Raw genomic sequence first — 17952 nt, 5'->3', positions numbered from 1 at the left:
GCCGGGGGCGGCGCGACGGGCACGGCGACGCGCGCGACCGTCGCATGCTGCGGTGGCGTCGCATCCGGCTCCACCCTGCTCGGGCCGAGTTGCAGGCTCAACGCGGCGGCCACCGAGGCCACCAACGTCACCGCTCCGACCGCCAGCATCAGCAGCGCTCCGGCGTAGGACAGCGACGGCACCCGACGGCGGCCGACGTTGCCGATCGCCACGCCGGCCGCGGGCGCCTCGAGCGGCGCCGACGTCAACTCGGCCTGCGGGGCCAGGGCCTGGGCCGCGCCGCGTGCCAACGCCTGAAACGCCCCTCCCTGGACGAAGACCGGCAGCGACAGGGTGGATTCCAATCGGCGCCCGAGGCGGTCCATACCCCGCACCGATCCGGCCACCATGATCAGTTCCGGTCGCTGACCTGTTGAGGTCACCGTGTCAGCCAGCCAGCCGGTCACCTCGTCGAGGCCGCTGATCGGGCAGGAGGTGACGAACGCTTCGGCGGAATCCGGCTGGTCGGGCAGGACCAGGGTGGCCACCCCGGTTTCGACGACACATACCGCCGCCCGTTCGCCTCGTCCTGCGATTCCGGTGGCCAGCGACATCGCGGCCTGGCTGTAGCGCACCGGAACCACGTGCTCGAAGCCGGCGTCCCCCAGCGACTCGAGCAGCAGCGCGGCGCCGACGGCGGCTTCATCGCTCCAGGTCACGGCCACGCCGTGGAGTCGTTCGCCACGCGCCGCCAGCATGACGCGTACCCGGTCGGCCACCGCTGCGGCTTGGGCCGCCAGATCTGCTGCATCGGATCCGCCGTCGCCGACTGCGACACTCACCTCTTCACCGATAACCGTCGGGCAGCCCGAGCCCGCTGCCTCGGCCATGGTCCAGCCGATTGTCGAGGGCGTGATCGCCAGCCCCAGTACGGTGTCCAAAATCGCGCGCCCCAATCGTCCTGATCTGCGATGTCAACGCGTCTGCTCAGGGCCTTCGCCGGGCCCGTGAACGGGATCGGCGGGGCGCCGGAACGAACCGGGGACAGCTCAGGACTGTGTGGTCTTGTCGTGGTCTTGTCGGCTTTCCGGAGGGGAGCCTACGCGTGTCGTCCTACTTGTCCTAACCGGGTCCAGGGCGAGAATCGGGTATGCTATATGCGAGTCGGATCCCTAGACGGCCGCTTAACTTGCACATTGCGGCCGTTGCTGCATGTAAGGGCCGATGCCGAAGTGGTGGCGCAAGTGGCGTCGCGATCGAGAGATTGAACGGTCCACAGCACGACGACAAGGGGCAGGAATGACAGACGTGAGCAAGGGATTGCGCTGGGCACGCCGACTTTTGGTCGGCGCGGTAGCTGCCGCAGCGCTGCCGGGCCTGATCGGCCTGACAGGTAGCGAGGCGACCGCATCGGCGTTCTCCCGGCCGGGTCTGCCGGTCGAGTACCTGCAGGTGCCTTCGGCAGGTATGGGCCGTGACATCAAGGTTCAGTTTCAGCCCGGTGGCTCCGGCAGTCCGGGCCTGTACCTGCTCGACGGCATGCGGGCCCAGGACGACTACAACGGCTGGGACATCAACACCCCGGCATTCGAGTGGTACTACCAGTCGGGCATCTCGGTGATCATGCCGGTCGGCGGCCAGTCCAGCTTCTACAGCGACTGGTACAAGCCGGCTTGCGGCAAGGCGGGCTGCTCCACCTACAAGTGGGAGACCTTCCTCACCAGCGAGCTGCCGGCCTACCTGGCCTCGGAGTACGGCGTGAGCCAGAGCCGCAACGCCGCGGTCGGCCTGTCGATGGCCGGTGCGTCGGCGCTGACGCTGGCGATCTACCACCCCAACCAGTTCACCTACGCCGGCTCGCTGTCGGGTTACATCAACCCCTCGGACGGCAAGAGCTGGATCGGGCTGGCCATGGGTGACGCCGGTGGTTACAAGAAGGAAGACATGTGGGGCCCGGACGACGACCCGGCCTGGCTGCGCAACGACCCCACGGTCAATGTCGGCAAGCTGGTCGCCAACAACACCCGGCTCTGGGTGTACTGCGGCAACGGTCGTCCGAACGAATTGGGCGGCGACAACATCCCCGCCACGTTCCTTGAGGGCAACTTCATGATCGGCCAGAACAAGAAGTTCCAGGAGCTCTACACCGCGGCCGGTGGCAACAACGCGGTGTTCAACTTCCCCGACTACGGCACCCACAGCTGGGAGTACTGGGGTCAGCAGCTGCAGGCCATGAAGCCTGACCTGCAGAGCCACCTCGGTGCCACCGGTGGCAGCTAAGCCCCGGAATCGAACGCAGCGTTAGTACTGGGCCCCATCCGCTCGCGGATGGGGCCCAGTACTTTCCCCACAGGGGGTTACCCTGCTGGCGCGGACGTGATTTGATTGCCCGCATGCAGGGTTCGGCGACAGTTCATATGGCGGCTCCGGCCGAGCGGATCTGGGATCTGGTGGCCGACGTCCGCAATATCGGGAAGTTCTCTCCGGAGACCTTTGAGGCTGAATGGCTCGACGGCGCTGACGGCCCCGCGGTGGGCGCACGATTCCGCGGACATGTGCGGCGCAACGGGATCGGTCCGGTGTACTGGACCACGTGCCGGGTCACCGAGTGCGAACCGAATCGGGTTTTCGGCTTCGCGGTGCTTGCCGGCGACCGTGCGGTGAACCGCTGGCGTTACGAACTCACACCCACTGCGGATGGCACCGACGTCACTGAATCGTTCCAGCTGGCCAATTCCTTCCTCACCACCGTGTACTACTACCTGTTCGGTGGTTTTCTGCGGCAGCGCAACAACATTCGCGATATGCGCCGCACCTTGGAGCGAATCCGCGACGTGGCAGAACAGGGCTGACCGGTTAGTTCAGACTGTCCGGGTCGGCCAGCGGAAGCAACAGGAACGACGGGGTGGGTCCCCCCTGGTGCAGCTGGTAAAGTCCGCCCGCCAACGCCTCCCGTGCCGGTGCGTTCGGCACCAGGTGCGGGAAGTCGTAGGTGGTCACAGTCAGTCGCAGTCGGTGCCCCGGCGCGATCAACGCCGCGGTCGGGAAGATCTCGATGTCATAGCGCGTCAGCTCACCGGGCTGCACAGGTCGCACCGCCGCCCGGGTGCTGATGTGGTGCGGGCGCAGCACAGTGCCGTCCGGCAGGTACCACGTACGTTCGGGATCCAGCTCTCGGTGCGAGCCGAGTAACGCGCCCATCGTGAGTGGACGGCTGACCCCCTCGGGTGCCACATCGTCGAGGTGAGCGACCCACAGTGTCTCGGTGGTGTCGGCCGTCGCGTGCACGCTGAGTGTGATCGGACCGGCGAGCAGGGTCGGTGAGTCGAACGCCTCGGTGGTGTAGGTCAGCGCTCCCCGTTGAACCCGGCGGTTGTCCTGGTCATGCCGGGTACGGCCGCCGGCCGACGTGGTGACAAAGCTGTTGAGCCCCAGCGACCACTGCTCCAGACTGCGCCCCGACATGGGTCCCCGCGAGCGGTATGGCAGCGCGGCAAGGCTCTGCTCGCTCGGAACTTCGGGCACCAAGCGTCCGGGCTGCGCAAGGTACAGCGGAGTGGGAGTCGCCTGCGGAATCGGGTATTCGCGAGTGTGATACCAGCGCCTGTCGCCGATGGCCTGGAAGGTCAACGGCGAGCCTGAGAAGGCAGCCGTCGCATCGTCTTTCAGCCAATAATCGAACCAGCGCATTTGTAGATCCTGCATCCGCAGTCCACCGAAATCCGAGACGTGGTACCACGGACCCATCAGGAGCCTGACCCGATCCGTCAGCGACTGCCCCGGCTGAATCGGGGCGCTCACCGGCCGGCCGGTGGCGGCGTTCTGCAGCGCCGCGTAGTTCAGCGGCGCTCCGCGCTGGAAGGCGTCGTGCCAGCCGCCGACCAGAAAGACGGCCACCTTGTTGGCGGCGATCTGCGCGAGCACCCGATCGGGCCGCATGGTTTCCCATACCGAGCCGTCATAGGCGGCGTCACCGCCGCTGCGGGCCTCCTCGGTCAACGGTCCGAAAAAGCTGCGCTGGTCTTTGCCGCGCTGGCGGACCGCTGCGACCCCGCCCGCCCGCGGTCGGGGATGTCCGCCGGGGGTGACAAACTCCAGCGCCGGGTTGATCAGGTTCAGCAGCGAGTAGACCGCGCCGTAGCCGCGGACCGCAGGCAGGTGCAGAACGCCGCCCATTGTTGCGACGTCGCGATAGAAGTCGTTGGCTGCCATAACCGGAAAAACTGCCTTCAACGGCGAATCCGGGCCCACCGCGGCCGCGGTGAACAGTTGGTTGATCGCCAGATAGGAAATCCCGAACATGCCTACGCGGCCATTGGAATTCGGCAGCGTCGATGCCCAGGTGACCAACTCGGCACCGTCTCGGGCTTGATCGGCACACAACATCGCGAATGATCCGCCGGAGGCCCCCGTTCCGCGAACGTCGACCATCACCTCGATGTAGCCCCGCCGGATCAGCCGCGGGGTGGGACCACCGCCGATCTGCGCGGCCGGTGGTGGCGCCAGCTTGCCGTAGGGCGTCAGCGCCAACAGCACCGGAAACGGCCCAGCGGCGGGCTCACCGGTCTCGATCACGGTGGGGTAATGCACGTCGGCGCGCAGCACGACACCGTCGCTCATTTCCACAGCGACATTGCGCCGAACCCCGACGCCGTAGCGCGCGGGGGGCGGGGCCCACTCCGGGCTCAACGGCGACGGGCTGCTCTGGCGAGCGCGCACGGCCGACCCAGATTTCCGTAGTGCGACACCGGCGGCCCCCGCCACAGCGGCTCCCGTAAGCAGCCATCCGACTCTTCGCACCGTCCGCCGATCAGCCATGCCCAGACTCTAAACTCCGCACCCGTCCCGCTCGGGCACCTGTGTGGCGCCGGCGTATATTCCGGCGTGTCATGTGCTTCACCGGAAAGGGGCATCGACGTGCCGGCTGACGTCAAACACATCGTCACCGAGATGTGGCGGGCACTGTCGAATCGTGACTGGGACGCGGTGAAACCCTTTCTGGCCGAAGACTGCATCTATGTCGACATGCCGGTGGGCCCGGCCGCGGCCGCCCGCGGTCCGCTCGACATCGTCAAGCGCCTCAAGATCGGTCTGGAGCCGCTGGCCGGATACCAGAACCATCCGGGCCTGCTGGTCGCCGAAGGCGCCGACGTGTTCTACGAGCACTCTGAAACGTGGAACTGGGCCACCGGCGAGACCGCACTGCTGCGCTTCGTGACGGTGCACAAGGTGATCGACGGGAAAATCGCGCTGTGGAAAGACTATTGGGACATGGCCGGCCTGACGGCCCATGCGCCGTCGACCTGGCTGGAAGACTTTGCCGAGGCCGACATGTCGTGGATGTTCGACGCCACCGGCCTTATCTGAGTCGGTATCAAGCCCTGCTGGGCAGGGTCAGTGTGCAGGCCTGTCCGATGTCCAACGTGCGCAGCAGCCGCCCCATGCCGAGCCAGAGTGCGCACGACAGTGCGAGGTCGGCCACCAGTTCGTCACTGAGATGCTCGGCGCAGCGCGACCAGAAGTCCTCGTCGTCACGGAGCCCGGTGTGGTCCGTGGCGAAGCGATGGGCGAACTCGGCGGCCAGCCGCTCCTGCGGGCTGTAGCCCGGCCAGGTGCGCCACTCCGAAACGTGCTCGTAGAGGTCCTCGTCGACCCCGGCAGCCGGGCCGTCGGCATCACGGGTGTTGGCGCATACCGTGCACTCGTTGTCGAAGGCGATCACCATCCGGGCCAGCTCACGGGTGCGCATCGGCAACCGGCCCTTGTTGTAGACCGCTGTACTGAATCCGCCGATTCCCGCTGCCAGGTCAGGTGATTTGACCATCCAGCCCATTACGTCGTCTGCGGCGAACGCCCCGATTCGGCTCATATTCAGCGATGCTAGCGGTCAACGGTGGGCAGTGCTGCTGAACTCCGCCGACTCCCCCGCATCGTCGGGATCGATGAGGGCCCGGCGAGCGATCCGCTGTAGCGCAGCGGAAACCTCGGCGCGATCCGGGCGGCCCTCGAATCCGGGCGAACGGGCCAGTTTGTCGACCACCCAATCCTCTACCAGCGAGGACACGAACCCGACCTGCCGCAGACCGGCCCGGGTGAGACCGAGGTGATCGCCGTCGCGCAGCACATAGCCTTGAGACACCAGCTGATCGACTGTGGGTTCGAGGATCTCGTAGGGCACGCGTAGGCGCTTGCCGATGTCACTGAGCCGCGCGGTCCGAAATACCTGCGTGTACCGGTAGATCCGCAGCACCGTCCAGAGCCCGGCGACGTCGAGCTGGCAGTCCGGCCGCAGTGCGATGGAGCGCAGCCGCATCCCCGGTTCGTTGTGCAGCAGTCGCCCGACCGCGCTCTCCAGCAGATCGTCCGACGACGCGTTGGTGGGCATGCCGAACCCGTCACCCAGGTCGACCGCACTGTCGCGCAGCTCCTTGAGCGGGACCTCGCGCAGGAACAGGGCCAGCACGAAGCCGAGCAGCGCGACCGGCGCGGCGCACCAGAACACCTGCCCGAGGGAGTCGGCGTAGGCCGCCACGATCGGCTCCGCCTGCTGCGGCGACAAGCGGTGCACCGCCTCGGGCGAGTCGGCCGCACCGGCGGCCAGTCCGGCGCTGTTCAGCGCCGGACCGAGCCGATGGCCCAGGAAGTTCACGAACAACGACCCGAACACGGCCGCACCGAATGAGCTGCCGATGGTCCGGAAGAACGTGACCCCGGAGGTGGCGACGCCGAGGTCGGCGAAATTCGCGGTGTTCTGCACGACGAGGACCAGCACCTGCATCGACAACCCGATACCGGCACCCAGGATCACCAGGTAGGCCGACTGCAGCAGCGCCGGCGTGGCGGCGTTCATCTGCGACATCAGCGCGAACGCGATCGTCATCAGCGCGGTGCCGACCACCGGAAAGATCTTGTAACGGCCGGTCCGGCCCACCAGGGCGCCGCTGCCGGTGGAGGTCACCAACATACCCACCACCATCGGCAGGGTGCGCAGGCCCGAGGTGATCGCCGAGACACCGTCGACGTACTGCATGAAGGTGGGCAGGAAGGTGAGCGCGCCCAGCATCGCGAAGCCGACGACAAACGCCAGCACACAGCAGACCGCGAACACCGGGTCGGCGAACAGCCGGGTCGGCAGGATGGGCGCAGCGGCCCGACTCTCCACCCAGACGAATAACGCCAGTGCCACCACCGAGCCGCCGAACAGCCCGAGGATCGCCGCTGATCCCCAGGGGTAGCGGCTGCCGCCCCAGCTGGTGGCCAACGTCAACCCGGTGGCGCCCAGCCCGATCAGGACGATTCCGGCGTAGTCGATGACCGGCTTGGCGCGGCCCGCCAGAGCCGGGATGGCGATGCCGGCCACAATCAACACCACCACTGAGATGGGCAGATTGATCCAGAACGCCCAACGCCAGGTGAGGTAGTCGGTGACGTAGCCTCCCAGCAGCGGGCCGATAACGGTGGTGACCCCGAAAACCGCTCCCAGCATGCCCTGATAGCGGCCCCGGTCGCGCAGCGGAATGACTTCGCCGATGAGTGCCGCGGCCGTCACGGTGACGGCGCCCCCACCGATACCCTGCAGCGCCCGCGCGCCGACAAGCATCCCCATCGAGGCGGACAGTCCGCACAGCACCGATCCGGCGACGAAACACAACACAGCGGCCTGGAACACCCGTTTGCGGCCGAGCAGGTCGCCCAGCTTGCCCGCCAGGATGGTCGCGATCGTGGACATCAGCAGGTAGCTCGTGACCACCCACGACTGGTGCCCGGCGTTACCCAGGTCCGACACGATCGTCGGCAGGGCGGTCGCCACGATGGTCTGGTCGAGTGCGGCCATCAGCAGGCCGAACACGATCGCCAGGAAGATCAGGTTGCGGCGGTGCGGACTGACCGGCGCGGGTCGCACCTCATCGGCGACCGGCGTCGATGCGGTCATAGTCGTCTTCCGTCTGCGGTGGACGCTAGATCAGTGGCAGCGACGTCACGAGAGCGGCGACCCGGCTAGGTCGATCACGACGGCGGGCGGGAGACGCACTGTGCGGAGTACAGCGCCTCGCCGAGCTTGTCCATCAGCTCCAGCTGGGTTTCCAGGTGGTCGATGTGAGATTCCTCATCGACGAGGATGGTCTCGAGAAGCTTCGCGGTGGTGCTGTCCTGCTTCTCGCGACACATCACGATGCCGGGACGCAAGCGGTTGAGCACATCGATCTCCAGCGCCAGGTCGCTCTCGAACTGTTCGCGCAGGTTCTGCCCGATGCGCAGCGACCCGATGCGCTGATAATTCGGCAGGCCACCGAGCAGCAGAATCCGATCGGTGACCGCCTCAGCATGGCGCATCTCCTCCATCGACTCTTCGCGGGTGTGGCCGGCCAATTCGGTGAAGCCCCAGTTCTCCTGCATCTTCGCGTGCAGGAAGTACTGGTTGATCGCGGTGAGCTCGCTGGTCAACTGCTCGTTGAGCAGTTTGAGAACCTCCGGGTCGCCTTGCATGATCTCTCCTCTGATGTGAAGAACCTCGCATGCCGGCCGCGACGGACGGGGCTTGAATCATCGCCGTAACGCGCCAAATTCAATCTAGTGCAGGCCACCGCCCGCAGTGGGGTGTTTACCCGCGTCTCGGCGCGTCGAATCGCCGCACCCGCCTTGCGGTCGTCGGGCGAACTCGGATCGCCATCGGCTACGGACCAGTGCAAGGTGCGCTTTACTTAGGTTAGACTCTACTAACATGAGACTCGTTTCGCCCGACAATCGTGTCGGCATTTCGGGCAGCGACACGTCTCACCGCCACGGTCCGCATTCGCTGGTGCTGGCGTTGGACTACCGAGTAGACGACGTGGGCCGGACCTGGTCGCTCATTGAGCGGGATCATTCCCCGCTTGTCGACTTGGGCGCCCGCCATGCGGTGCTCTACACCTCGCAGTTCGAGCCGAACCGGGTGCTGGTGACGATCGGCCTGCGGCACCGGGTCTCCGTCAAGGAGCTGTTGCGCTCCCCCGCGGTCTTCGAGTGGTTCGACAGCTCCGGGGTCAACGATCTGCCCGCGATCTTCGCCGGCGAAGTCACCGAGAAGATCAACCTGGCCCAGCCCGGTGACGAGCAGAACGGCTCGCCGGTGATCGTCGGGGCGGTTGCCACCGTCGCCGACCCCGCGGACCTGATGGCCAAAGTGCATGCCGGGTTGGACCGGTTCTCCGACGCCGGAGTGCGCAAAGTGTGGGTGTATCAAGCAGTCGACGACGGGCACGAGGTGATGACACTGCTGGAAATCGACAGTGCGGCAAGTGCACAGCGATGGATCGACCACCCGGACACCGCCGCGGAGTGGATGTCCGGCATGGAAATCGGTGGGTACCCCCGGCCCTTCGTCGGGAGCTTCGCCACCTCGGTCGATCTGATGGCGCCCGCAGGCGAGGGTCGGTAGGGGTATCGCATGTACGTATGCCTGTGTGTCGGAGCCACCAATCAGATGGTGTCGGACGCCGTCGCCGCCGGGGCGTCGACGTCGAAAGAGGTTGCCGCGATGTGCGGGGCGGGGGGCGACTGCGGCCGGTGCCGCTGCACCGTCCGGGGCATCATCGAGGCGACCCTGGCCGCGACACCCACCGCGGCCGACAACGGAGGACTGCGGCGCCTCGCGCTGGACATCAGCCCAGTCGGATCACACTGATTCGCCGCCCCGCCGGCCGGTGAAGTCGGCCAGCGCATCGGCGTTGGCCTGGCCACCCAAGAGTTCGGCGAAGAACGCGTTCTCCCGCTCGACCGCGGCCAGGGTCTGGGCCCGCGTCGGCTCAACCATCGCGCTCTTGACCGCCATGAGACTCGAAATAGGCCGGGATGCAAGAACTTCCGCATGCCGGCGGACCTCCTCCTGGAGCCCCTCCGGCTCGCACACCGCGAAGACCAAGCCCATCCGCAGCGCCTCGTCAGCGGAGATCCACTCCGAGGACATCAGCAGCCAGGCCGCGTTCTGCCGTCCCATCAATCGCGGAAGCAGGTAGGACGAGGCCGCCTCCGGGGCCACCCCCAGGCTGGTGAACGGACACTTCAGCCTGGCGCTCGATGACATGAACGCCAGGTCGGCGAAGCCCAGGATCGTCGTTCCGATCCCTAGGCCGAGTCCGTTGACCGCGCAGATCAGCGGCTTCGGGAATTGCCCCAGTGCGGCGATAAGACCGCGGAAGCCGTGTTTGCCGGGCACGAAATCCGGGTCGGTCACCATGGCCTGCATCTCGGACAGGTCGGTACCGGCGCTGAACGCCCGGCCCGCCCCGGTGATCACGACCACCGCGACCTCGGGGTCGTCGGCCGCGGCAAACAGCGCCTCGGCCGTGGCGTCGTAGAGCGCCTCGTTGAACGCGTTGAGCGCCTCGGGGCGGTTCAGCGTGAGAGTCCGAACCCGGTTCTCGTCTTCGATCGTCAGGATCACCCGTGCAGCCTAAACGCCGCCCCCGGCCCGCGACCGCGCCGCTACTCAGACCAGCTCGACCTGGTGGCCGGCGGCGACGACGCGGCCGATGATGCCTGCCAGCCGCCGATAGGACTCGTCGCGTCCACTGGAGCTGCGGAACACCAGCCCGATCCGCCGGCCGGGCGCCGGCGGCGCGAAATAGGCCAACGCCAGTCCATTGCGCTCGGCCTCAACCGCCACCGCGGTCCGCGGAATCAACGTCACCCCCAGCCCACCGTTGACGCACTGGACCGCGGTGGCCAGCGACGCCGCACGCGTGGTGGCCAACTCTGCGCGCACCCCTGCGTTGCGGCAGATCTCCAGGGTCTGATCGCGCAGACAGTGCCCCTCATCGAGCAGCAGCAGCGGTAAGTCCGCGAGCGCGGTCGGCGGCACCCGACGTTTGCCGGCCAGCGCATGGCCCGGCGGCAGCGCCAAGACGAAATCCTCGTCGTAGATCGGTATTTCGGCCAACCCGGCCCCCTCGGCGGGCAACGCCATCAGGGCCGCGTCGACCGCGCCCTCCCGCAGCCCGGTGAGCAGCCTTTCGGTCTGGTCTTCGATCACTCGCAGATTCAGATCCGGCAGATGTTCGGACAATCCGGCCAGTACGGCGGGCAGCACATACGGCGCCACCGTCGGGATCAGGCCCAGCCGCATGGCACCCTGCAGCGGGTCGGCTACCCCGGCGGCGGCCGCCGAGAACTGCGTCGCCGCGTCCAGTACTGCGTGGGCGTAAGGCAGCAACTGCTGACCCTCGGCGGTCAGGAAGACCCGCCGGGTGGAGCGCTCGATCAGTTGGACGCCCAACCCGGATTCCAGTGACGACAGGGCCTGCGACAGTGTCGACTGGCTCAGACCCAGCCCGGCCGCCGCCAGGCTGAAGTGGTGCTTCTCTGCCACCGCGGTGAATGCCCGCAGGCCGGCGAGCGTCGGCTGATAGCTTGCATCGGTCATGCCGATAATTATAGTGCGTGGCATCACCTTTTATTTTTAATTCAGATAGGGCACGATGGAGCATGCGGGCGTCGAACGCGCCCCGAATGCAGAAATCTCATCTCACAAGGAGTGTCATGGCACTGTTGACTATCGGCGAGCAGTTCCCGTCCTACCGGCTCACCGCCTTGATCCCGGGCGACCTGTCGAAGGTCGACGCGAGCGGGCCCGACGACTTCTTCACCACCATCACCAGCGATGACTACGCCGGCAAGTGGCGCGTGGTGTTCTTCTGGCCCAAGGACTTCACCTTCATCTGCCCCACCGAGATCGCGGCGTTCGGCAAGTTGAACGACGAGTTCGCCGACCGCGACGCCCAGATCCTCGGCGCCTCGACCGACAACGAGTTCGTGCACTACAACTGGCGCGCCCAGCACGAGGACCTCAAGACGCTGCCGTTCCCGATGCTCTCGGACCTCAACCGCGAACTGGTGACCGCGACCGGTGTGCTCAACTCCGACGGCGTCGCCGACCGGGCCACCTTCATCATCGACCCCAACAACGAGATTCAGTTCGTCTCGGTGACAGCGGGTTCGGTGGGCCGCAACGTCGACGAGGTCCTGCGGGTGCTGGACGCACTGCAGTCCGACGAGTTGTGCGCCTGCAACTGGAAGAAGGGCGAGGCGACCCTGAACGTCGGCGAGCTGCTCAAAGACTCGCTCTGACCGCAGCCGTAGGAATCGCGCTCGCGGTGATGTCGAGCGCCAGGATGAGGAGGAACAGCGCCAATGAGTATTGAGAACCTCAAGAACGCGATACCGGAGTACGCCAAGGACCTCAAGCTCAACCTGGGTTCGATCGCCCGCACCACGGTCCTGAACGAAGAGCAGCTCTGGGGCAGTCTGCTGGCCGCTGCCGCGGCCACGCGCAACGCCACGGTGCTGGCCGAGATCGGGGCCGAGGCCGCCGACAACCTGTCGGCGGAGGCCTATCAGGCCGCCCTGGGCGCCGCGTCGATCATGGGCATGAACAACGTGTTCTACCGCGGTCGGCACTTCCTGGACGGTAGCTACGACGACCTGCGGCCCGGGTTGCGGATGAACATCATCGGCAACCCGGGGGTCGACAAGGCCAACTTCGAACTGTGGAGCTTCGCCGTCTCGGCCATCAACGGCTGCCAGGCGTGCGTTGCCTCCCACGAGCAGGTCGTCCGGGAGGCCGGCGTCGGCCGCGAAGCGGTGCTGGAAGCTCTCAAGGTCGCCTCGATCGTGGCCGGGGTGGCGCAGGCGGTCTTCGCCGCCGGCGCCGACCCCACCGCTTCGTAGGCGGTTTGGTCCCTATCGGCGCGCGCCGGGCGATGCCCGGCGCGCGCCGTGGACTTTGGGCCGGTAGCGCTCACCCTCGGGCGAGCCACGCCAGTCGGTCCAGGGTCACCGGATCCTCCCGCCCGTCGTAATAGCGGTCCAGCACCGCACGAAAGTCTCGGCAGCAGCACCTGACGGCGTGGCCGCCACCCTCGCAGGCCCGTCCGAACAACGTCATCGAGGAACGCAGCTTGATGTCGTCGGGCCAGCCCAGGATCTCCTCGATGGACCGGTCGGGCACCGCGTTGATCAAGCCCACGCACTCCTGCAGTCGCGGCCCCAGCACGGCGTGCGTCAGGTAGGCACGCGCCTCCGCGGGAGAGGCGATCCCGAAACGCTCCGCCATCGCGCTGGCTCCCAACCCTGAGAGCTGCGGAAAGATGAACCACATCCAATGGCTGCGCTTGCGGCCGGCGCGCAGTTCGCCGAGCACGGTGTCGTAGACACCGGCCTGCGCGTCGACGAAACGTTGTAGCCCGAACGGGTCGGAGGTTCCGGCCATGCCATCAACCGTGGCACAGTTCGACCTGCAGCAGGGAAGGAGCAGCGATGTCGAAGATCAGGCGGCGGGTTCCCAGGATCGGTGATCTTGCGCCACTGATCCGTGTCCGCCGGCCCCGGTTGAACCGCACCGCGCTCCGGCTTGAGACCGCGCTGACCGTGGAAGACCTGCGTCTGCTCGCCAAACGACGCACCCCGCGAGCCGCCTTCGACTACACCGACGGCGCAGCCGAGGACGAGATCTCGTTAAACAGAGCCCGACAGGCCTTCCGGGACATCGAGTTTCATCCGGCTATCCTGCGCGACGTCTCCTCGGTCGACACCAGCCGCGAGGTGCTCGGCGCGCCGGTGGCGTTGCCCTTCGCGATCGCACCGACCGGCTTCACCAGGCTGATGCACACCGCGGGAGAGCTGGCCGGAGCCCGCGCCGCCGAGGCCGCCGGGATCCCGTTCTCGCTGTCGACCTTGGGTACCGCCTCGATCGAAGACGTCGCAGCGGCCGCCCCCGGGGCCCGCCGCTGGTTTCAGCTGTACATGTGGCACGACCGCGACCGGTCGATGGCGCTTCTGCGCCGCGCCGCCGAAGCCGGCTACGACACCCTGCTGGCGACCGTTGACTGCCCGGTCGCCGGGGCGCGGCGGCGCGACTCCCGCAACGGCATGTCCATTCCACCGGCGCTGACGCTGCGCACGGTCGCCGATGCGGCGGTGCATCCGGCCTGGTGGTTCGACCTGCTCACCACCGAGCCGCTGTCCTTTGCCTCGCTGGACCGCTGGTCGGGCACCGTCGCGCAGTACATGGACACCATGTTCGACCCGAGCCTGACCTTCGATGACCTGGCCTGGGTCAAGTCCCAGTGGCCTGGGCGATTCGTCGTCAAAGGCATCCAGAGCCTCGCCGATGCCCGCGCGGTGGTCGATCGTGGTGTGGACGGCATCGTGCTGTCCAACCACGGCGGCCGCCAGCTGGATCGAGCGCCGGTACCGTTCCAGCTGCTGCCCGAGGTGGCGCGTGAGGTCGGGGCCGACACCGAGATCCTGCTGGACACCGGCATCATGTCGGGCGCCGACATCGTCGCGGCGATCGCACTGGGCGCCCGCTGCACCCTGATCGGCCGGGCCTACCTGTATGGCCTGATGGCCGGCGGACAGGCCGGGGTGCACCGCGTGATCGACATCCTCGCCGAGCAGATCCGCCGCACCATGCGGCTGCTCGGGGTCAGCGAACTGGCCGAACTGTCGCCGCAGCACGTCACCCAGCTGCAACGGCTGGTGCCGCGCCGATAGCGCACTGCGCTCCTGCCGGGTTTTCGGTGCGGCCGATCCGGGTATATGCGCTGCTGTGAATGGCCACAAGGAACTGGTACGCCGGCTACTGCGGCGTGCGGGTACCACCTACGCCCAGGAGGCCGGTATCCGGTTGCGGAACCAGCCGATGCCGCTGTTTCAGCTGCTGATGCTGTGCATGCTCGCCAGCAAGCCCATCGACGCCGGCATCGCAGCTCGCGCGGCCCGCGAGCTGTTCAAGTGCGGGTTGCGGACCCCACACAAGGTTCTCGAAGCCGAGCGCCAGACGCTGATCGACGCAATGGGCCGGGCCCACTACCGCCGCTACGACGAGAGTTCGGCCACCATGCTGGTCGAATTGGCCGAGGCGGTGCAGACCGACTACGGCGGTGATCTGCGCCTGCTGGCCGAACGCAGCGGACGCGACATCGCGACGGCCGCCGAGGCGCTGAAGTCCTTCAAGGGAATCGGTGATGTCGGCGCGAGCATCTTTCTCCGCGAGGTCCAAGACGTCTGGCCCTGGGCCCGTTCCACGTTCGACGCCCGCGCGCTGGATGCCGCGCGCGATCTCGGATTGCCCAGTGATGCAAACCAACTCGGCGCACTGTCGCAGGGACGCAATGCCGAACTCGCTGCGGCACTGGTGCGTTACTCCGCCGACGCCGGTGTCCGCGAGCGTCTGGCCGAATGACAGACGGAGGGCTAGCCGTGTCGACATCAGCCACGTTCGTGATCGTCGGCGCCGGACTGGCGGGGGCTAAGGCCGCCGAAGCCCTCCTCGACAAGGGCTTCGACGGAACCATCGTGCTTGTCGGGGAGGAACCTCAGCTGCCCTACGAACGGCCGCCGCTGTCGAAAGAGTTCCTCGCGGGCACGAAGACCCTCGGCGACTTCACGGTGAAACCCGAGACCTGGTATCGCGAACACGAAATCGATCTACGGTTGGGCAACCGTGTCGTCAGTGTGGATACCGCCGGTCACAGCGTCAGGCTGGCCGACGGCGCCAGCCTCGGTTACGACAAACTGCTGTTGGCGACGGGTTCACGGTCGCGGCGGCTACCGATCCCGGGAGCCGACGCCTCCCGCGTGCACTATCTGCGGACTGTCGAAGATGCTTCCGCTCTGGATTCGGCACTGACAAGCGGAGATTCGCTGGCAGTGGTGGGCGCGGGCTGGATCGGTATGGAGGTGGCCGCCGCCGCACGCCAGCGCGGTGTCGACGTCACCGTGGTGGAAAGTGCCGCGCTGCCGCTACTGGCCGGCCTCGGCGCGGAGAACGCCGCGGTCTTCGCCGACCTGCACCGCGAGCACGGTGTCGACCTGCGTACCGGTGCGACGGTCGCCGAGATCACCACCGCCGGCGGTGCCGCCGCCGGCCTGCGGTTGGGCGACGGCTCGCAGATCCGCGCGGATTCGGTGCTCGTGGCGGTCGGCGCCCAGCCCAATATCGAATTGGCTGAGCAGGCAGGCCTTTCCACTGGTGACGGCGGCGTACTGGTGGACGCGGGGCTGCGCAGCAGCGACCCCGACATCTACGCCGTCGGCGATATCGCCGCCGCACAGCACCGGTTGTTCGGCACCCGGATCCGCACCGAACACTGGGCCAACGCCCTCAAGCAGCCTGCTGTCGCTGCGTCCGGCATGCTGGGCGAAGCCGCCGAATACACCGAACTGCCTTACTTTTTCACCGATCAATATGACCTCGGCATGGAGTATGTCGGCTACGCGCCGCACTACGCCCGGGTGGTGTTTCGCGGTGAGCCCGCCAGCCGTGAGTACACCAGCTTCTGGCTCGATGACGAGAACCGGGTACTCGCCGGGATGAACGTCAATATCTGGGAGGGCCTCGACGACATCAAGGCCCTGATCAACGCACAGGCCCCCGTCGATCCGCACCGGCTGGCCGACCCGCAGGTGCCGGTGGGCGACCTTTCACGCTAGCCGACGGCGCCCGAGACCTAACGCAGCGTCGCGGTGCCGTCTTCGTGCACGTCGACCGCAGCACCGGCGATGTCCTCGCGCACTGTCGATTCGGCGGCATCCGGATCCCGCAGCACCGCCAGAGTCCGTGACCCGTCGGGCGTGCGGACGGCCAAGAATGCCTGCAGGGGGCGCCCGTCGCGATCGAACGGTGTGGTCCAGGACTCGACCTTACCGCTGCCTTGCCACTGCACCACTGACGGCCGGGTGTCCTGCGCATCCACCTCGGATTGCACGTCTTCCCAGCGGAATCCATCCGGTGGCGGTTCGGTTCCGTACACGCCGAAACTGTGCTTGGTCAGGTAGCCGCCGTTGGCGGTGATCAGGCCACGCCGCCCGGGATTGGCCACCAACAGTTCGGCCAGGGTGGCGATCGAATGCATGACGTAGTTGTTCCACGGGCCGCCGGCGAAGGTGAGCCCACCGGTGACGGTCAGTGGCCGATCGGGGTCATCGGTCCGAAGCCCGAGTTCGGCCGCCGCGACCTGCACCGCAGACGGGAAGCACGAGTACAGGTCGACGTAATCGATCTCGCCGATGTTGGCGGCGCCGGCCAGCTCCAGCGCGCGGGCCCCGGCGATCCGGATTGCCGGTGATCGGTGCAGTTCGGCCCGGTTGGCAATGGCGTAGGTGTCGTGGGCGTCGGTACCGGCCTGCGGGAAAACCCAGGTGTCGGTGGGAATCCGCAACTCGGTGGCGGTCTGAACCGAGGTCAGCACCAGCGCGGCCGCCTGATCCACCATGTTGTTGGAGTTCATCAACTTGGTGTAGGGCCAGCTGATCATCCGGTTCTTCGGGCCGGGCTGCCAGATCTCTTCTGCGGCCACGGCGTTCCGGATCCACGCGTGCGGGTTGTCGGCGGCGACCGCACTGAACCGCGACCACAGTTCACCGATGCGCCGGCGATGATCGTCGACCTTCTCCCCCGCGGCGATCCGCAACGCCTGTTCGAACAGTGGGTAGACGTAGGCGGGCCGGTCCAATCCGATGCGCTCTTCGGCCGGGCCGACCATCGGCACGTCTTCGCCCTCGCACACGGCCATCGGGATCGAGTCGTCCTGCTGTGTCCACGCCAGTTTCCCGCCGGCACGCCGCAGCCTGGTCCGGGTGCGCCACGTCTCACCGCCGGCCACCAGCACGATGCCGGCGCGGCCGTCGCGGATGTCCAGGCAGGCTTGATTCACCAGGGACTGGGGCACGTTGCCGCCCACCGGGCTGTACCGGGTGGCGGGGCGCTGCGCCCCGATCCGCTGACCGAGCAGCGCACCGGCATCGCGGTAGCGCGCGGAGAGCAGGTTCACCACCCGGATCGAGTCGACCGCGCGCAGTACCCGGTCGTGCGCGGCGTGGCGGGCGGCGGCCACCATGAGGTCGACGGGTTCTATCGCGTCGGTGTCGTCGCGGTGGTTGACCTGGCCATAGCCGATCAGTACCGGTGTCCGGGGGTCGACAGGCATGGAC

At 67.2% G+C, this 17952-nt stretch carries 19 protein-coding genes; 10 read left to right on the top strand and 9 right to left on the bottom strand.

Translation table 11 applies throughout. The features are described from left to right. On the bottom strand, positions 1-920 hold a 920-nt coding region (locus tag EJK91_RS10680), incomplete at its 3' end, for a DUF7159 family protein (RefSeq protein WP_125078914.1). Positions 921-1278: 358 nt separating this feature from the next. Between EJK91_RS10680 and EJK91_RS10675 the strand changes: the two genes are divergently transcribed. Beyond that, positions 1279-2259, top strand: a complete 981-nt coding sequence (locus tag EJK91_RS10675; protein ID WP_125078913.1) for an esterase family protein — start codon at positions 1279-1281, stop codon at positions 2257-2259. Between the two features lie 113 nt (positions 2260-2372). Then, positions 2373-2831 (top strand): SRPBCC family protein, encoded by a 459-nt coding sequence (locus tag EJK91_RS10670; protein ID WP_024443734.1) that lies wholly within the window; start codon positions 2373-2375, stop codon positions 2829-2831. 4 nt (positions 2832-2835) lie between these two features. Here the strand turns inward: EJK91_RS10670 and EJK91_RS10665 are convergent, their stop codons facing one another. Beyond that, the gene (locus EJK91_RS10665; RefSeq protein WP_241178676.1) at positions 2836-4599 is read right to left on the bottom strand and encodes a CocE/NonD family hydrolase; all 1764 of its coding nucleotides are present in this window, start codon (positions 4597-4599) and stop codon (positions 2836-2838) included. 330 nt (positions 4600-4929) lie between these two features. Here EJK91_RS10665 and EJK91_RS10660 point away from each other — a divergent pair, with 330 nt between their 5' ends. Then, positions 4930-5346, top strand: a complete 417-nt coding sequence (locus tag EJK91_RS10660) for a nuclear transport factor 2 family protein (protein WP_046302018.1) — start codon at positions 4930-4932, stop codon at positions 5344-5346. 7 nt (positions 5347-5353) lie between these two features. Here EJK91_RS10660 and EJK91_RS10655 read toward each other — a convergent pair whose 3' ends face one another. From EJK91_RS10655 to bfr, 3 genes are all read right to left on the bottom strand, one after another. Beyond that, a complete protein-coding gene (locus EJK91_RS10655; protein ID WP_024443737.1) occupies positions 5354-5848 on the bottom strand; it encodes a carboxymuconolactone decarboxylase family protein in 495 nt (164 codons plus the stop codon). A gap of 18 nt (positions 5849-5866) precedes the next feature. Beyond that, a complete protein-coding gene (locus EJK91_RS10650) occupies positions 5867-7912 on the bottom strand; it encodes an MDR family MFS transporter (RefSeq protein ID WP_024443738.1) in 2046 nt (681 codons plus the stop codon). A gap of 74 nt (positions 7913-7986) precedes the next feature. Continuing rightward, complete coding sequence (gene bfr / locus EJK91_RS10645; protein ID WP_024443739.1) at positions 7987-8466, bottom strand: bacterioferritin; 480 nt, start codon at positions 8464-8466, stop codon at positions 7987-7989. Positions 8467-8701: 235 nt separating this feature from the next. On the opposite strand from bfr, the gene EJK91_RS10640 reads away from it, so the two are divergent. Both EJK91_RS10640 and EJK91_RS10635 read left to right on the top strand, forming a co-directional pair. Continuing rightward, on the top strand, positions 8702-9397 hold the full coding sequence (locus tag EJK91_RS10640) for a hypothetical protein (protein ID WP_024443740.1): 696 nt from the start codon (positions 8702-8704) through the stop codon (positions 9395-9397). A 9-nt stretch (positions 9398-9406) separates the two neighbouring features. Further along, positions 9407-9643 carry a (2Fe-2S)-binding protein gene (locus tag EJK91_RS10635; protein WP_024443741.1) on the top strand — a complete coding sequence of 79 codons (237 nt, stop codon included), beginning with the start codon at positions 9407-9409 and terminating at the stop codon, positions 9641-9643. Here the strand turns inward: EJK91_RS10635 and EJK91_RS10630 are convergent. Both EJK91_RS10630 and EJK91_RS10625 read right to left on the bottom strand, forming a co-directional pair. Continuing rightward, on the bottom strand, positions 9635-10402 hold the full coding sequence (locus EJK91_RS10630) for an enoyl-CoA hydratase/isomerase family protein (protein WP_125078911.1): 768 nt from the start codon (positions 10400-10402) through the stop codon (positions 9635-9637). The two genes, EJK91_RS10635 and EJK91_RS10630, sit on opposite strands and share 9 nt — an antisense overlap. A gap of 45 nt (positions 10403-10447) precedes the next feature. Beyond that, the gene (locus tag EJK91_RS10625) at positions 10448-11380 is read right to left on the bottom strand and encodes a hydrogen peroxide-inducible genes activator (RefSeq protein WP_024443743.1); all 933 of its coding nucleotides are present in this window, start codon (positions 11378-11380) and stop codon (positions 10448-10450) included. 116 nt (positions 11381-11496) lie between these two features. Between EJK91_RS10625 and EJK91_RS10620 the strand changes: the two genes are divergently transcribed. Continuing rightward, positions 11497-12084 carry a peroxiredoxin gene (locus EJK91_RS10620; RefSeq protein ID WP_024443744.1) on the top strand — a complete coding sequence of 196 codons (588 nt, stop codon included), beginning with the start codon at positions 11497-11499 and terminating at the stop codon, positions 12082-12084. Between the two features lie 63 nt (positions 12085-12147). Further along, complete coding sequence (locus tag EJK91_RS10615; RefSeq protein ID WP_024443745.1) at positions 12148-12684, top strand: carboxymuconolactone decarboxylase family protein; 537 nt, start codon at positions 12148-12150, stop codon at positions 12682-12684. A gap of 70 nt (positions 12685-12754) precedes the next feature. On the opposite strand, the gene EJK91_RS10610 is transcribed toward EJK91_RS10615, so the two are convergent. Beyond that, the gene (locus EJK91_RS10610) at positions 12755-13225 is read right to left on the bottom strand and encodes a DUF1810 domain-containing protein (protein WP_125078910.1); all 471 of its coding nucleotides are present in this window, start codon (positions 13223-13225) and stop codon (positions 12755-12757) included. A gap of 47 nt (positions 13226-13272) precedes the next feature. On the opposite strand from EJK91_RS10610, the gene EJK91_RS10605 reads away from it, so the two are divergent. From EJK91_RS10605 to EJK91_RS10595, 3 genes are read left to right on the top strand one after another with little or no spacing between them, the layout of a single operon-like run. Continuing rightward, positions 13273-14511 (top strand): alpha-hydroxy acid oxidase, encoded by a 1239-nt coding sequence (locus EJK91_RS10605; RefSeq protein ID WP_024443747.1) that lies wholly within the window; start codon positions 13273-13275, stop codon positions 14509-14511. Positions 14512-14566: 55 nt separating this feature from the next. Beyond that, positions 14567-15202: an endonuclease gene (locus EJK91_RS10600; protein WP_024443748.1), complete on the top strand. Its 636-nt coding sequence runs from the start codon at positions 14567-14569 to the stop codon at positions 15200-15202. 17 nt (positions 15203-15219) lie between these two features. Further along, positions 15220-16452: an NAD(P)/FAD-dependent oxidoreductase gene (locus EJK91_RS10595; protein ID WP_164517932.1), complete on the top strand. Its 1233-nt coding sequence runs from the start codon at positions 15220-15222 to the stop codon at positions 16450-16452. Between the two features lie 17 nt (positions 16453-16469). Here the strand turns inward: EJK91_RS10595 and EJK91_RS10590 are convergent, their stop codons facing one another. Next, complete coding sequence (locus tag EJK91_RS10590) at positions 16470-17948, bottom strand: acetyl-CoA acetyltransferase (protein ID WP_024443750.1); 1479 nt, start codon at positions 17946-17948, stop codon at positions 16470-16472. Positions 17949-17952: the final 4 nt, after the last annotated feature.

The sequence above is a fragment of the Mycobacterium sp. P7213 genome (assembly GCF_900604305.1).
Classification (GTDB): Bacteria; Actinomycetota; Actinomycetes; order Mycobacteriales; family Mycobacteriaceae; genus Mycobacterium.
This window is presented reverse-complemented; position numbering and strand designations above follow the sequence as displayed.